We start from the raw sequence: 16,108 nt of genomic DNA, 5'->3' as shown, positions 1-16,108 counted from the left end.
ACAAGAAAATCTCTTTTCTGGTCTGACGGTGCTTACTGCTGAATTCACTGTCGGCGAAGGTAAGTTGATGACTCATGATGAACCCTGCTCCATGGCTCCAGATGACAAACATGATCTCATATCAGGGACTTGTTCGCACCTTCCCTAACAAAAGGTGCTGCTATCGGAAAAAACATATATCTATTTAAATAAAGCTAAGGCGAGAGCAGGAATATTTAATTACCACTCGCTCTAGAATAATAAAATACCAAATTTTTACAAATAGGCCAAACTTCCTCTAACTTGTCAACGTGCAGCAACTTTCATTTTAAATAATTAATCCTTATTACATTAAGATCATAATAACCACGATTAAAATTACACTGGTTAGCAAAAAAACAATAATGTGAAGAACTGAATTCGAAAACCAGTTGTCGGCGCTACACCTCCTGAATTGCTGTTCTTGGCATATCATCCTAGTAAGACAAAATACTATATTCTTTAAGAGATACTTCGCTGCATCAAGCTTAAGGGTCATATCAGATGCTGAAATACCGAATGTTGGCGGATCCTCTAGCCCCACCAAGTGAAACTCGGCATTAGGACACCTGCTCGGCTGCAAATATATATTCGCGAATACCTTTAGCTCCGAGTAAACGGGCAATAAGACGGAAAACTGCCTTATCGGAAAGCGGCGCTCTTTCATAGTGTCTTAGAACAACACCAGAAGCGTTAACAACCATATATTTTTCTTTACTAACCCATTTGTTATCTACAAAAACAGCTAAGTCATCTTTATTCTGGAAGATAACTTTATCCGCTTTTCTCAGCGCAAAACGATATAGAGCTTTTACGAGTTTATTAAGGATACGCTTTCTAACACAATCCTCTTGAAAAGCATAACCCAAACCTGTAATCATTGGATAAAATGCTTTAACTTTAGAAACTCTAGCTACTAGCCCACATTCTCAATATACCAAGGCATAGCTTTGGCAATACCTTCCATAATGCGATATTCCGGCGCGTAGCCTAATTTACTGGCCGCCTTACCAATATCTGCCTGTGAATGACGAACATCACCAGCACGAAAATCGCGATAAACCGCAGCTTTCTCATAGGGTTTACCGTTCTGAGACAAAGCGGCCTGCAATGCACGGTACAAATCATTCAACGTGGTACGGTCGCCCACTGCGACGTTGTACACTTCGTTTTTGGCTTCTTCAGCTGCTGTTGCTGCTAACAAGTTAGCTTGTACGGCATTTTCGATGAAGCAGAAATCACGGCTGGTTTCACCATCACCATTAATGAAAACATCATCACCCAACAGCATAGAGGCTGCCCACTTGGGTATAACCGCCGCATAAGCGCCGTTAGGATCCTGGCGTTTACCAAACACATTAAAATACCGTAAACCAATGGTTTTAAAGCCATAGGTTTTGGCAAATACATCGGCATACAGCTCGTTTACATATTTGGTTACCGCATATGGCGACAATGGTTTACCGATATGCTCTTCAACTTTCGGTAACGCTGGGTGGTCACCATAAGTCGAGCTACTGGCTGCGTAAGTAAAGCTTTTTACACCAGCATCCCGCGCCGCAACCAGCATATTCAAAAAGCCACTGATATTGGTGGCGTTAGTGGTGATAGGGTCATTAATGGAGCGTGGTACAGAGCCTAATGCCGCCTGATGCAGAACGTAGTCCACCCCTGCAGATGCCTTGTGGCAATCATCGAGATTGCGGATATCACCTTCAATAAAGGTAAAACCAGCCCATTGCTCCGCGGTCACCAAGCCCTTTACTTCATCCAGATTATGCTGATGGCCGGTGGCGAAGTTATCTAACCCAACCACCGTCTGATTCAACGTCAGTAGATGCTCTAATAAATTAGAACCAATAAAACCAGCAACACCCGTAATCAGCCAAACTTTAGGCTGGGTTGGCAATGTTTTCAGTAATTCACTATAAACAGTCATTGTATTAATACGCTCCCTTAGTATTTCAAACGTAAAACTATTACAAACGTAAATCGGCTGCTGAAGTTGGCAGCACATACTTAAGGTCGTACAACACATGCGCTGGCTTACCCAAAGCACGGATTTTTTCAGCACCCATTGCTGCAAACTCTTTATGCGCTACGGCCAACACAATACCGTCATAAGCACCGATAGCAGGTTCAGAAACCGGTGTAATACCGTATTCATGTTGGGCTTCTGCGGCGTTAATCCATGGGTCGTAGCAATCGACATTAACACCGTAATCTTGTAGTTCGGCAATAATATCAACCACCTTGGTATTGCGCAGATCGGGGCAATTTTCTTTAAAGGTTAATCCCAACACCAGCACACGCGAGCCTTCAACGTGAATGCGCTTTTTCAGCATCGCCTTCACCAGCTGGCTGGCAACATAGGCACCCATACCATCATTCAAGCGACGGCCTGCCAGAATAATTTCGGGGTGATAACCAACCGATTGGGCCTTATGGGTAAGGTAATAAGGGTCTACGCCAATGCAATGACCACCCACCAAGCCAGGGCGGAAAGGTAAGAAATTCCATTTAGTGCCAGCAGCTTTCAGCACTTCTTCGGTATCGATACCCAGCTTGTTGAAAATAAGTGCTAATTCGTTGATCAGGCCAATGTTCACATCACGCTGAGTATTTTCAATCACCTTAGCTGCTTCGGCAACTTTAATGGAACTGGCTTTGTGCGTACCAGCAGTAATGATCGAGCGATACAGCTGATCGACTGTTTCTGCTACTTCTGGTGTAGAACCAGAGGTTACTTTCAGAATGGTAGTAACCCGGTGTTCTTTGTCGCCGGGGTTAATACGCTCTGGGCTGTAACCACAGAAGAAATCTTTGTTAAAGGTTAAGCCAGACACTCGTTCCAGAACAGGTACACAATCTTCCTCGGTTGCGCCGGGGTAAACAGTCGATTCATAAATAACGATGTCGCCTTGCTTGAGCACTTTACCAATGGTTTCACTGGCTTTAATCAGCGGAGTAAGGTCAGGCTGTTTGTGTTCATTAATAGGCGTTGGCACGGTAACAATGAAAATATTACAAGCCTTTAAGTCATCAAGCGAGCTGCTAAAAGATAGGTGTTGCGCCTCTGAGAGCTCACGATCATCTACTTCCAAAGTGCTGTCATGACCAGAGCTTAACTCGGCTAGACGAGCAGTGTTGATATCAAAGCCCACAACCGGATATTTTTTGCCGAATTCTACTGCCAATGGCAGTCCAACATAGCCAAGACCTATAATAGCTAAACTAAACTTCATACATAATCCTGTAATATCAACTAAAAAATAATCTAACTGCGTCTACATGATTTCTATAGTCGAAATTATCTTTTGCATGCACAACGCAATTTTCACGCATTTTTTTTCGAATATCACTATCAAGAACAACAGCCTTAAGAAGGGTATTTTTTATATCTTCACAATCCAAAGATGGGCTAATAAAGCCGGTAATACCATCTAGTAAATGCTCAGCAAGATCGCTGGTTATATTGCCTAACACAGGCGTACCCAATGAAATGCTTTCTACAAATTTAGTCGAAAAGCCCGCCTCTGAAGAGCGCTGATATGGTCTAAATAGCACAGTATAATCTGACGCCCTCACCAGAGAAAGAGTATCTTCATGCGAAAGAAAACCGTGATATCTCACACAACTCAAATCATATCCTGAACACTTATCAATCACAGCATCACAATCACCCGCAAGATGAAGCTCAACTAAGTGACCTTCAGAGTTAATTTCGGAAACAGCCCTTATAACATACTCTAGCAGATCCTTCTTACCAGGATTTCCAGTATATGAAATTTTAATTACAGGATTACCTAATACAGACTGAGGCTGAACCTCATTTGAATCTAACACTGGAGGGATTTTAATCACTTGACACCCTCTCTCAGTATAATATTTTTCCAAGAAAGAGCTAATACAGATCAAATTACCAAGTCTAGGTAACAAGAAATACATAGCCAGCGAAATGTTAAGATAATAAGGAGATACAAAACTACTGATTATACTTGGTGCCTCGTACCATTCAACCGCATCAAAAACAAATCGAACATTATTTTTTTTGCACCAGTTTCCTACACGTATCAAATAAGGCGAGTAGCCACTGTATAAAACAACAGCTTTTGGTTTGTCCTGTAGTGAATCAAGCCAGCTTACAGTTTCACTGCCCATTTTAAGATACATAAAATGCTTCAGCAGTTTAGGCAGTTTCTCGTGCTTCCGTTCGTTTAAAGAGATAACTGGGATTCCTTTAAATTCCTTATGATTATATTCTGACTCCATTTGGCCAGTAGCAACAACCACATCAAATCCTGCATCTCTGATTGCTAAACAAACCCCAAGTATACGTCTAGCAGCTGCACCACCATTTGGAAACGAGTAGGGGCCGACATAAACAATAGTATTACTCATTAAAATTGTTTCCAAACCGTTCGCATCACATAATCACGGTAGCTATGAATAATGCGCACCACCTTGTCGGCTACATTCGGCATACTGTAATCAGCCACTAACCGCAAATCACGCTGCTCGCCACGGGCTTGCGTTTCCAGAATGGCCAGGCCTTGCATTACACGCTCCACTTCCAGGCCGGCCATCATAGCAGCCGCTTCTTCCATACCTTCCGGGCGCTCATGGGCTTCACGAATATTCAGGGCCGGGAAGTTAAGAATGGACGATTCTTCGTTGATGGTGCCGCTATCCGATAATACCGCTTTCGCGCTTAACTGCAGCTTATTGTAGTCTTTAAAGCCCAGCGGTTTCAGCAGTTGCACGTTCGGGTGGAAGGTAACACCCATGACATCAACGCGCTTTTGGGTACGCGGGTGGGTAGAAACAATCACCGGCAAATTGTAAAGCGCAGCAACGGTGTTCAGTACATCCACCAGTTTCATAAAGTTTTTGTCGGAATCGACGTTTTCTTCACGGTGCGCACTCACCACAAAGAACTGGCCTTCTTTCAGGTTCAGCCGTTCCAACACAGTAGAGGCTTCAATACCTTCACGGTAGTAATTCAGCACCTCAAACATCGGACTGCCGGTTTTAATAATGCGATCCGGCGGTAACCCTTCCGCCACCAGATAATCCCGCGCAATGGTGCTGTAACTCATGTTGATATCGGCGGTATGGTCAACAATACGGCGGTTGATCTCTTCCGGCACACGCATATCAAAACAACGGTTACCGGCTTCCATGTGGAAGGTCGGAATCTTACGGCGCTTGGCTGGCAATACGGCCATACAGCTGTTGGTATCGCCCAACACCAGTACCGCTTCGGGTTTTACCTCGGCCAGTACCTGGTCAACCTTAATAATTACATTACCAATCGTTTCTGCACCGGTGCTGCCGGCAGCACTTAAAAAGTGGTCTGGCTTACGGACGCCTAAATCCTGAAAGAAAATTTCATTCAGTTCGTAATCATAGTTCTGGCCGGTATGCACCAGAATGTGTTCGCAGTGTTCATCCAGTTTAGCCATTACGCGCGACAAACGGATAATTTCCGGGCGGGTTCCCACCACGGTCATTACTTTTAATTTTTTAACAGCGGTTGTCATAACAAAGTACCCAACTATTTATCAGCCACAGGCGTTATACTCAGCACAGGCGTTTCACTGAGCCACAGGCGTTAACGGGCAAGCGTAGGTGTCCGGCTTTTCCCGATCAAAAATTTCATTCGCCCACAGCATAACAATCATTTCATCATCACCAATATTGGTAATGTCGTGTGTCCAGCCTGGCATGGTTTCCACAATTTCCGGTTTTTCGCCGGTGGTTTCCAGCTCGTAAAACTCACCAGTGTGCATGTGGCGGAACTTAAAGCTGGCCTTGCCTTTAATCACCAAAAACTTCTCGGTTTTGGTGTGGTGGTAATGTCCGCCACGGGTAATACCGGGGTGCGCTGTGAAGTAAGAAAACTGGCCAGCATCCGGTGTTTTCAGCATTTCTACAAATACACCACGCGGGTCACCGTATTTGGGCACCTCATAGGTAAAGCGCTCTTTCGGCACATAGCTGAGGTAGGTGGAATACAAGGCACGCACCAACCCAGTACCCACGCGCTCGGTAATTAAACTTTGGCGGCTATCGCGGAAGCGATACAACTGATCGGCCAGTTCACCCACGGTTATTTGGTACACTGGCTGTACGGTTTCAAACGCATCGCCAGTGCGCTTAGCATCCAGCAATGCCAGAAAATGCTCAATCACATCATCGACGTACACCAAATTAACTACCGCCGCAGGGTCGTTAATTTGAATGGGTAAGTCATTCACAATGTTATGGCAAAAGGTGGCTACGGCAGAGTTGTAGTTCGGTTTGGCCCACTTGCCAAACACATTCGGCAAGCGGAAAACCGAAACAGGCACACCCTGCTCGCGCAGTGCCAGCAAAGCATCTTCCGCCGCACGCTTAGACACACCGTAAGGGTTATCAAGCTCGGCCTGAATGGAAGAGGTATACACAACCGGGGCTTTGCAACCCGTTGCCAACATGGCATCGGCCAACTGCTGGCTTAAACCCGCATTCCCGGTGGTAAACTCTGCCGGGTCGTGCGGGCGGTTAATACCGGCCAGGTGAAATACAAACTGCACACCATGCAACATGGCCGGCAAGTCTGCCGCTGAATGTTCGCGGGTAAAACACACAGCCTCAATGTCTTTACGTTCCGCCAGGTGCACCAACAGGTTTTTACCAATAAAGCCGTTGGCACCGGTTACCAATACACGCATGGCTTACTCCTCGGGGTTTACGTAACGGCCATCACGCAGTTCACGAATGAACTCCAGCTTTAACAGCAGTTGCTGCATGCCTGCCACATCCAGGCGCTGGGTATTGTGCGAGTTGTAGTCTTCCGCCTGAGAGATTTCCTGCTCACCCTGCTCCACAAACTTGCCGTAGTTCAGATCGCGCAGATCTGGCGGAACACGGTAGTAGCCGCCCTGGTCTTCAGCGCAAACCATTTCTTCACGGCTTAACAAGGCCTCGTACAGCTTTTCGCCGTGACGGGTACCGATAACAATAATGGGGTAACCCGGCTTGCCGAGCAGATCAGACAACGCCTGTGCCAACACCTCCACCGTAGCCGCCGGGGCTTTTTGCACAAACATATCGCCGTTATTGCCGTGCTCGAAGGCGTACAACACCAGGTCTACGGCGTCGGCCAGCGTCATCATGAAGCGCGTCATGTTCGGGTCGGTAATGGTCAGCGGTTTATTAGCACGCATTTGGTCGACAAACAGCGGAATAACCGAACCACGGGATGCCATTACGTTACCGTAACGGGTTCCACAAATAACGGTTTTGGTGGGGTCTACGTTACGCGATTTGGCCACCATTACCTTTTCCATCATGGCTTTGGAAATACCCATGGCATTAATGGGGTAAACCGCTTTATCGGTGCTTAAACACACCACACGCTTCACTTCGTTCTGAATAGCGGCTTCCAGCACGTTTTCAGTGCCCAACACATTGGTTTTAACCGCTTCCATCGGGTGAAACTCACAGGATGGCACTTGTTTTAATGCCGCTGCGTGAAAAATGTAATCGACACCACGGGTGGCGTTCAGCACCGCCTGATAGTCGCGCACATCGCCAATGTAGAACTTAAGCTTAGGATTCGCGTATTTTTTACGCATATCATCCTGCTTCTTTTCGTCGCGGCTGAAAATACGGATTTCGGCAATATCGGTATCCAGAAAGCCTTTAAGAACGGCATTGCCGAAAGAACCGGTGCCGCCGGTAATAAGTAATTTTTTATTTTGAAACATAACTTCTCCAAGTAGGATTCACATAAAGTCGCACACTTGTAATAAAATATGCATAAAGCAAAAATAGAACTTTAACGCCTGGCACACCAGCAAAAAAGAACCCTTTAGTGTTCATAAGAAAGAAAGTCATTAAAAACATTAATGGGAACCACCCAAGATAACCGACCTTAGCCCCGACTCGCCAATAACAAAAAAACATATATAAATACAAGTAAATAGTAAATAGCAATCCAGCATAATATACCTGCAATATGAAACCAACATCAGAATTTCCAAATGATCTTAAATATATTGACTCACCAGTACCCAAAAGCAACCCCAAGACATCATCAGGAAATATCATAAAATCACCGAAAATCACCGACAGTGTGCCTTCACCCGCACCACTAAAAAAAGAGAAAAAATCTTTAAATACTGCAAAATACCAACTATTAAAAATATCAGAATTCACTGAATAAAGAACAACGAATAAAACCAATGAAAATACAACCAGAATAGATAAAACAATCGACCCCCTAACAGTTCTCAAAAGAGAAAACATATATAACAGAAGGAATATGACAAAAATAATCACACCTGTACGTGCATTTACGAATGAGGCAAATAACATGAAAGGTATTAACAGATAATACCACATCCTTATACGCCCCAAGAATAAACAAACACCAGCCATAAATCCCATAAGAACACCGTAACTAAAATTCAGGTGCTGAGAAAACCCATGCGCCCTATAACGGTGTTCAAAATCCGAATATATCTCAAAAACCGGATCGGTTTGAATAGATGTCACAAAAACCTCGAAAGGTTTTATTGTGAAGGACATCAAAGTTATAATTGCTGCAATAAATGTGACAAGAACAACATCTTCCAATAAATCGTTTTTCAATCTAGCATAATACACAACCATAAAAATTGAGAAAATTATTGACTGAATAAACCAATAAATAAACCTATCAGAATAAACCAAACCTGAGTAATAAACATCCAAAAAAATCGGATAAATCAATATTGGGAAAGCAAGTAAAATTTCCAATCGAAATTGCTTCAGCACATTCCGCCTTGCGGAAATAAAAACTGCAATCGAGAACAGAGAAAATAATACAACATAAACATGCCGTGAAAAAATCAACGGCTGAAAGATAAAAAAATATAACAACAAAATATTAAAATAACGCATATCACTTCACCAACATTGCAATGAGACTTTTAAGTATGCCATAGAATGCGATTAAACTTACACTTACTTTGCGCCTCGCAGCATATAAAAGAAATCGTATCTTTTTTCTATACAACATAGATTGATTGCTTGAATTTGATAAACTTCCCTCAGTGCCAAAGCGATAAACTGACCACAACTCATCTAGATAGCCAACAGCTCCAATCTTTGAACATTCAAACAATATGAATAAATCACCATTAATACCTGGTGGTATTATCGGTATATTAGTTTTCCTAAAGAAAAAACTAGCGGTAGGAGAAAACCAAGCACGCCCAACGACATCAACAGAAGACAAACGCTTAGGAATATTTTTGTCGTTAAACTTATTTTCCTCACCAGTATACAGGTTTTTTCTCAGCGCATTATGAATGCAGATTGACAATGATTCATCGGCTTCCAATAAATCATACTGTTTTTGAAGCTTATTTGATGATATCCAATAATCATCACCCTCACAGATTGCGACATAATCACCAGAGCAGCTATTACAAAGATCAATTACCATCTGCATACCCAGACGGCTAAACTGATTCTCGCTTTGTAGAATTGGCTTTATTATATTTGGATATTTTTTTGCATACTCGCCGATTATTACAGCTGTATTATCCGCTGAGGCATCATCATGAATAATAATCTCAAATGGAAAGTTAGTTTCTTGCATTAAAAAACCAACGATAGCACCCTCAATATAAAGTTCATGATTGTATGCAGTACAGATAATCGTCACTACTGGCCGTTTAATATCACCGAGCCAACCAGACATTATTTGACTTTCACTACGCAAACCGCATACCGATACTTTAACTTCTGAACTCATGATTTAACGCCAAATAATTTTTTATTAAGCACTTTGCGGGCTACTGAAGATGAAACCGTGGCAACGAAAATGGCTAAAAATGAAAACACAACCACGGCAAAGAATGCTTCTAGCCGTATTTGATAACTCATATAAGTACTCACCAGAAATAGAAGCAGTATGACTGGCGCATAAATGCCTAAAATATCTTTCACTAACCACCCGACATGCACACCAGGCTGTAATTTATGATGCACATACCCAACCCAAAGTATTAAGTACAAACTATTAATACCCAACCACGCCCAGCCTGCACCTACACCACCATATTCTGATGCAGCCCAGATGATAGCCGGGATAAGCGTGACTACAGTTACCAGATTTCCTATCAGGTGGTAGCGTAAGTTCCCTAATGCATATTGCAGGTAATATGGAAATGCGGATACAGCCAATACGCCATTACCAAGAGCATAAAGCGTGAGGATCGGGGCGGCATTACTCGCGATTTCTTTATCGCCCGTCCATGCGTAGAGCAACGGCTCGGCAAAAAATGCGATGGTAAGCGAGGCAGAACCCGCAACCACACTCACTAACTGCGTTGCATTGCGGTAGACCTGAATCATCTCATCGTGCTTGCCTTCAGCATGGAGTCTGGCCATACGGGGCATAATAACGGTGCTTACCGGAGCGCTCAGAATCATAATGCCACTGGCAACCAGCACAGCCAGGGTAAAGAAGCCGTATTCTGCCAAAGGTAAAATGCCGGAAAGAACTAGCTTGTCGGTTTGTGTAACCAAAACCCACACCGATGAAGTAAACGCTATGGTTAATGCAAATTTTAACACGGGTTTAACAGGCTGAACATTCCAGCCGATAACTTCACTCTTAGCCAGTGCGGGTTTAAGCTTATTGCTCATCAGGTATAGCCCAAGCACTTCAAAAATAGCAACCGCGAGTTGGTGCCAGAAAAATACTGTTGGTGTAAAGTCATACTGCCACATGGTGACAAATGCAGCCGGAAAACGCAGCGTTGCGATGATGGCGTTAAAGCCGCTCAACCACACTAAGCGTTCGGAACCGGTAATAACACCTCGGTACAAACCACCCAACCAACGTAAAGCAACACTAACGGCCATAATCTGAACAGCCACTACAACTGCATTCATGCTAAGGGTTGCAACCTGGAGCCATTTGTAAGCAATGGGTTCTGCTAATAGCCATAAAGTCGTACCACCAATGACTGCTATACCAAAAAAAATGGTACTGAGTGCACGGAAAAGCTGTCGGTAGTGCAAGGCCGACATCGAACCACCGTGATAGCGAGCCGTTTCACGTGCGATGGTCGGCGTTAAGCCTAAGTCGAGCAGCGCAAACCATGCCTGCAGCATGGAAAAAAAACCTACCAGGCCATAGGCTTCTGCACCCATGTACTTTATGTAAAGGGGCAGAATTAAAATACCGATGCCGGCAGAGTAAAGTTGGCTGGCGTAGTTGGCGATGATGTTTTTTCGCATAGCCATAGATTAAACAGCCATAGACATCAGAAACCTGTCATTTCGATCTTCAATTATCTGAAATCCCATACGCTCATAAAAAGCCAAAGCAGGCTTATTTGATTTCCGAACTTCCAAACGACAGGCTCTATAGCCACGCTGCTTACTCAAGAATAAAACCTGATTAACAAGCGAATATCCAATTCCCTGACCACGCGCAGCATTAGAGGTAGCAATCAATGTAATATAGCTAAATTCTTTAGACTCAGCGTTACAATAAAAAAACACAAAACCCAGAGTCTTTCCAGCCGCCCGATGAATTACAAGCTCAGCTCTTTGAGAAATTTTATCCAAGTATTCGTGATCAGGATAAAACTGACCATTTTGTAAATCTTGCTCAGCATTAATTAACTCAAGGACATCATTAGGTATACTCATATTATTCGACGAAAACCTTAATATCTTTCTCCATATGATCAAGCATATCCATCATTTCTTCCAATGTTGAATACTGCAAAATCATAGTTCCGAGCGTATGGTGCGATCCGCTGAACTTAAATACTTTTTCACCGGGTTTAACATAGATATCTTGTTCTACTATGTACTTCTTCGCCCGATCTGAAAGGTAAACTTCTTTAAATACACCATCTTTCAGAGAATGAAGCATATAGCTTGACCAATAGCCTTTGCTTGGCGTCATACTCAGGCTACTGCAATCGAGTCCAATGGCTGCATCGACTGTATATTTGATCAGATCAACACCGGTCGAATAGCGGATTACTTCTGGAATTTTATTCCCGCCATTTCTTGGGCCTATCTCTAAAACCCATGGTTTTCCATTTCCATCAACGAGAAATTCAACATTAAATGCGCCATGATTAAAATCTAATTTTTTTAAAATTCTAGATATTTCATTTGCGGCATCTAGTTGTACATTGGCTGGTAGAACCGATGGATAACTAATCGCTGATGGTACGAACTCGTTGCATAACTTATCTTGATGTTGGTTTCCCCATATCCAGAATTTGAGATCACCATCGTACATAAAAACGTCACTGTCGACTTGGAAGCCTTCTCGCTCTATTGCTTCCTCAACCACTACTTTCTTCTCTCTGGAAAATTGCAGTGCATGCTGAAATGCTTCAGCCAAATGATCTTTATTCTTAAGATTAGTAACGCCTTTACTGCCTGAAGAATCCACCGGCTTTATGAATGCTGGCACACCGATTTCGTCAAGCCATGCCTTAGCTTCGTCCAATGTATAAAATGATTGTGAGCGTGGGACGTTGAAGCCGTTCTCAGCAAGGAACGCACGAAACAAATCTTTTCTGGCTAAAATTTCTACCGACTTATAAGGATTACCCGGTAAACCCATTTTTTCTGCTACATAGGCTGCTGTAGGCGCTGCTGGGTCTGATGCATAAGCAACAATGCCATCAATTTTCAGCTGCTCTGCCAGTTTCAACACGGCTTCTTTGTCGGTGGTCGAAACATTGTGGTATTCATCTGCCAGTTTATGACCCGGATTCTCAGGCAAATAATCGCAAGTAATTACATAATGGCCTTGCTCACGGGCATATTTCAGTGGTGGTATTTGGGTTGGTGCGCCACCCAGGAACAGGATTTTTTTCATTTTTCACCTTTAATGGTTTGTACAACATGGTACAAATCTTCTTCAGCCAGGCTTGCGTGCACTGGCAGGCATAAAACTTTGTTAGTCGCATCCTCTGCCACACTCAGGTTTTTTGCATTAGACGAACTTAAACCGGAGTACATAGGGAAATGACTGATTAGCGGGTAAAAATAACGACGGGCAAAAACATTGTTTTGCTTAAGCTTTTCGTATAATTCGTCACGGCTCAGTGGGTATTCTTCCGCCACCAATACCGGAAAGTACGAATAGTTGCGTACGGTTTCTGCGGTGCTGCTCAGAATGTTGATACCAGGAACATTGTTTAAATGTTCTCTGTAAAACTCGTCGACAGCCTGCCGGGCTGCTAATGCTGTTTGAATGTGTTTGAGTTGCAATAAGCCAAAGGCAGCGTTTACTTCACTCATTTTACCGTTAATGCCAGCATCATTAATGGTTACTTCATCAATAATGCCGAAGTTTTTAAGCCGGTTAATGCGTTGTTTGGTTGCTTCATCATGGCAGATGATGGCACCGCCTTCAAAAGTGCTAAACACCTTGGTGGCGTGAAAACTGAGAACACTTAAATCACCATGGAGAAGAATACTGCCACTTTCATCTTGCACACCAAAAGCATGAGCCGCATCGTACAATACCTTCAAACCATGTTTGTCAGCGATAGCCTGAATAGCCTGTACATCACAGCTATTGCCATAGCAGTGCACAGGCATAATGGCGGTGGTTTTGTCGGTGATTGCGGCTTCGATTTTAGCTGGGTCAAGATTCAGGGTTACTGGGTCTATATCCACAAAAACCGGCGTTAAGTTGTTCCACACCAAGGAGTTAGTAGTCGCAACAAACGAATACGGTGTTGTGATCACTTCACCACTTAAGTCTAGCGCTTGCAGTGCGGTTAACAGGGCATTGGTGCCGTTGTTAAACAGCACCACCTGATTTACACCCAAGTATTCTGCAAGCTCTTTCTCTAACTGCTGGTGCATCGGGCCACCATTAGTCAACACTTTGTTTTGCCAGATCTGCTCCAGATACGGCACAAACTCTTCTATTGGAGGTAAATAAGGTTGTGTTACATAAATGGGTTTGTTACTCATACTTCACCGTTTGCAAGTGCTAACAGATATTGGCCATAGCTGTTTTTGTTCATTAATTTACCGGCTTGTTGCAACCGTTCTTTGCTCATCCACCCATTGTTGTAGGCAATCTCTTCTAGACATGCGACTTTGTAGCCTTGGCGTTTTTCAATAGTTTCTACAAATTGTGCGGCTTCGAGCATGCTTTCATGGGTTCCGGTATCAAGCCAAGCAAAACCACGACCGAGCATTTCCACATGCAAGTTACCTTGGTTAAGGTACATCTCATTTAAGGTGGTAATTTCCAGTTCACCACGGTGCGAAGGCTTAACCTGTTTGGCCTGCTTTACCGCATCATTTGGGTAAAAATACAACCCAGTTACGGCGTAATGGCTCTTTGCTTTTGCTGGTTTTTCTTCAATACTGATGGCTTTTTGGTCTTGATCAAATTCGACTACACCGAAGCGTTCGGGATCTTTAACTTGATAACCAAATACGGTGGCAGCCTCATCTATCTGGGCCTTGGTAACCGCTTTTTTCAACTTGGCGCTGAAATTTTGGCCGTAAAAAATATTATCACCCAGCACCAAACATACGGCATCGTTACGAATAAAGTCTTCACCAATAATAAAGGCTTGAGCCAAGCCATCGGGGCTAGGTTGCACTGCATATTTCAGTGCTATTCCAAATTGGTTGCCATCACCCAGCAAGCGCTTAAACGCTGCTTGATCTTCAGGGGTGGTGATAATCAAAATTTCCCTGATACCAGCCAGCATCAATACTGACAGGGGGTAATAGATCATAGGTTTGTCATAAACGGGCAATAATTGCTTGGAAACACCCATAGTAATCGGATAGAGACGAGTTCCTGAGCCGCCAGCCAGAATAATTCCTTTCATTACTTCTTCTCCCCATACTGCTGAGCTATCCAAGACTGATAAGCCCCACTCTTCACATTGTTGACCCACTGCTGGTTATCCAGATACCACTGTACGGTTTTGCGGATGCCGGACTCGAAGGTCTCTTGCGGTTGCCAAGCAAGCTCACTGCTCATCTTGCTGGCATCGATGGCATAGCGGCGATCGTGGCCAGGACGATCCGCCACATAGGTAATTTGATCGCGGTAAGAACCAGCCTTGGGGACCATCTCGTCGAGCAAATCGCAGATGGTGTGGACCACCTCCAGATTCTGCTTCTCGTTGTGACCGCCGATGTTGTAGGTCTCACCGATAACGCCAGTGGTCACTACCTTGTAAAGCGCGCGAGCATGATCTTCTACGTAGAGCCAGTCGCGGATCTGGTCCCCCTTGCCATAAACCGGCAGCGGCTTGCCATCCAGCGCGTTGAGGATCACCAGCGGGATCAGCTTCTCGGGGAAGTGGTAGGGGCCATAGTTGTTGGAGCAATTGGTGACCAGGGTCGGCAAGCCGTAAGTTCGGCGCCAGGCGCGAACCAGATGGTCGCTGGAGGCCTTGGAGGCCGAATAGGGGCTGCTGGGGGCGTAAGGAGTGGTTTCGGTAAAGAGCGGCAGTGGCTTATTCCACAAGGGATGACCGGCACTGATCTCATCCGGATGGGGCAGATCGCCATACACCTCGTCGGTGGAGATGTGGTGGAAGCGGAAAGCCGCTTTGCGTATCTCGTTCAATTCGTTCCAGTAAGCGCGCGCCGCTTCCAGCAACGTATAGGTGCCGACGATATTGGTTTCGATAAAGTCAGCGGGGCCAGTGATGGAACGATCGACATGGCTCTCGGCCGCCAAATGCATCACGGCATCCGGTTGATGCAGAGCAAACACCCGATCCAATTCACCACGGTTGCAGATATCCACCTGCTCGAAAACATAACGCTCACTGTCAGCCACGTCGGCCAGGGACTCCAGATTCCCCGCATAGGTAAGCTTGTCGAGATTGATAACGGCGTCTTGGGTATTGCGGATGATATGGCGAACGACCGCAGAGCCGATAAAACCGGCACCGCCGGTGACAAGGATCTTCATTGAAAGGTTCCTGATTGCAATTTAATGAAAAAGGAAAGATTTTTAGTTAGGTTCTGCGGCTGTGTATCACTCTGGCTTTTTCTTCATAGAACAAAGTGATTGCGCTCA

Annotated in this window: 15 protein-coding genes; all 15 read right to left on the bottom strand. The window is 44.4% G+C overall.

The window, feature by feature from the left end; translation table 11 throughout:
• Positions 1-578 precede the first annotated feature (578 nt).
• The 15 genes from J9892_RS18810 to rfbB all read right to left on the bottom strand — a co-directional run bounded on the left by J9892_RS18810 (position 579) and on the right by rfbB (position 16,000).
• Positions 579-899, bottom strand: a complete 321-nt coding sequence (locus tag J9892_RS18810; protein ID WP_210538707.1) for a hypothetical protein — start codon at positions 897-899, stop codon at positions 579-581.
• Between the two features lie 35 nt (positions 900-934).
• Positions 935-1,957 carry an NAD-dependent epimerase/dehydratase family protein gene (locus J9892_RS18805; RefSeq protein WP_210538706.1) on the bottom strand — a complete coding sequence of 341 codons (1,023 nt, stop codon included), beginning with the start codon at positions 1,955-1,957 and terminating at the stop codon, positions 935-937.
• Positions 1,958-1,997: 40 nt separating this feature from the next.
• A complete protein-coding gene (gene tviB, locus J9892_RS18800; RefSeq protein WP_210538705.1) occupies positions 1,998-3,263 on the bottom strand; it encodes a Vi polysaccharide biosynthesis UDP-N-acetylglucosamine C-6 dehydrogenase TviB in 1,266 nt (421 codons plus the stop codon).
• Positions 3,264-3,279: 16 nt separating this feature from the next.
• Positions 3,280-4,419: a glycosyltransferase gene (locus J9892_RS18795; RefSeq protein WP_210538704.1), complete on the bottom strand. Its 1,140-nt coding sequence runs from the start codon at positions 4,417-4,419 to the stop codon at positions 3,280-3,282.
• Complete coding sequence (gene wecB, locus J9892_RS18790; RefSeq protein ID WP_210538703.1) at positions 4,419-5,561, bottom strand: UDP-N-acetylglucosamine 2-epimerase (non-hydrolyzing); 1,143 nt, start codon at positions 5,559-5,561, stop codon at positions 4,419-4,421. Before wecB ends, J9892_RS18795 begins: the two co-directional genes overlap by 1 nt.
• A gap of 54 nt (positions 5,562-5,615) precedes the next feature.
• Positions 5,616-6,734, bottom strand: coding sequence for an NAD-dependent epimerase/dehydratase family protein (locus tag J9892_RS18785; RefSeq protein ID WP_210538702.1), 1,119 nt, complete (start codon positions 6,732-6,734; stop codon positions 5,616-5,618).
• 3 nt (positions 6,735-6,737) lie between these two features.
• On the bottom strand, positions 6,738-7,772 hold the full coding sequence (locus J9892_RS18780; RefSeq protein WP_210538701.1) for a polysaccharide biosynthesis protein: 1,035 nt from the start codon (positions 7,770-7,772) through the stop codon (positions 6,738-6,740).
• Positions 7,759-8,823 carry a hypothetical protein gene (locus J9892_RS18775; RefSeq protein ID WP_210538700.1) on the bottom strand — a complete coding sequence of 355 codons (1,065 nt, stop codon included), beginning with the start codon at positions 8,821-8,823 and terminating at the stop codon, positions 7,759-7,761. The genes J9892_RS18780 and J9892_RS18775 overlap by 14 nt, the downstream gene beginning before the upstream one ends.
• A 127-nt stretch (positions 8,824-8,950) precedes the next feature.
• Entirely contained in the window at positions 8,951-9,808 is an 858-nt protein-coding gene (locus tag J9892_RS18770; RefSeq protein ID WP_210538699.1) for a glycosyltransferase family 2 protein, read from the bottom strand.
• Positions 9,805-11,307: an oligosaccharide flippase family protein gene (locus tag J9892_RS18765; protein WP_210538698.1), complete on the bottom strand. Its 1,503-nt coding sequence runs from the start codon at positions 11,305-11,307 to the stop codon at positions 9,805-9,807. Before J9892_RS18765 ends, J9892_RS18770 begins: the two co-directional genes overlap by 4 nt.
• A gap of 3 nt (positions 11,308-11,310) precedes the next feature.
• Complete coding sequence (locus tag J9892_RS18760; protein WP_210538697.1) at positions 11,311-11,718, bottom strand: GNAT family N-acetyltransferase; 408 nt, start codon at positions 11,716-11,718, stop codon at positions 11,311-11,313.
• A 1-nt stretch (position 11,719) separates the two neighbouring features.
• Positions 11,720-12,913: an ATP-grasp domain-containing protein gene (locus J9892_RS18755; RefSeq protein WP_210538696.1), complete on the bottom strand. Its 1,194-nt coding sequence runs from the start codon at positions 12,911-12,913 to the stop codon at positions 11,720-11,722.
• Positions 12,910-14,022, bottom strand: coding sequence for a DegT/DnrJ/EryC1/StrS family aminotransferase (locus J9892_RS18750; protein WP_210538695.1), 1,113 nt, complete (start codon positions 14,020-14,022; stop codon positions 12,910-12,912). The genes J9892_RS18755 and J9892_RS18750 overlap by 4 nt, the downstream gene beginning before the upstream one ends.
• A complete protein-coding gene (gene rfbA, locus J9892_RS18745; RefSeq protein ID WP_210538694.1) occupies positions 14,019-14,900 on the bottom strand; it encodes a glucose-1-phosphate thymidylyltransferase RfbA in 882 nt (293 codons plus the stop codon). Before rfbA ends, J9892_RS18750 begins: the two co-directional genes overlap by 4 nt.
• Positions 14,900-16,000 (bottom strand): dTDP-glucose 4,6-dehydratase, encoded by a 1,101-nt coding sequence (gene rfbB, locus J9892_RS18740; protein WP_210538693.1) that lies wholly within the window; start codon positions 15,998-16,000, stop codon positions 14,900-14,902. Before rfbB ends, rfbA begins: the two co-directional genes overlap by 1 nt.
• Between the last annotated feature and the right edge of the window lie 108 nt (positions 16,001-16,108).

This window comes from Aeromonas sp. Prich7-2 (assembly GCF_017939255.1).
Taxonomy (GTDB): Bacteria; Pseudomonadota; Gammaproteobacteria; order Enterobacterales; family Aeromonadaceae; genus Aeromonas; species Aeromonas caviae.
The sequence above is the reverse complement of the archived record's forward strand: the minus strand, read 5'-3'. Positions and strand labels throughout refer to the sequence as shown.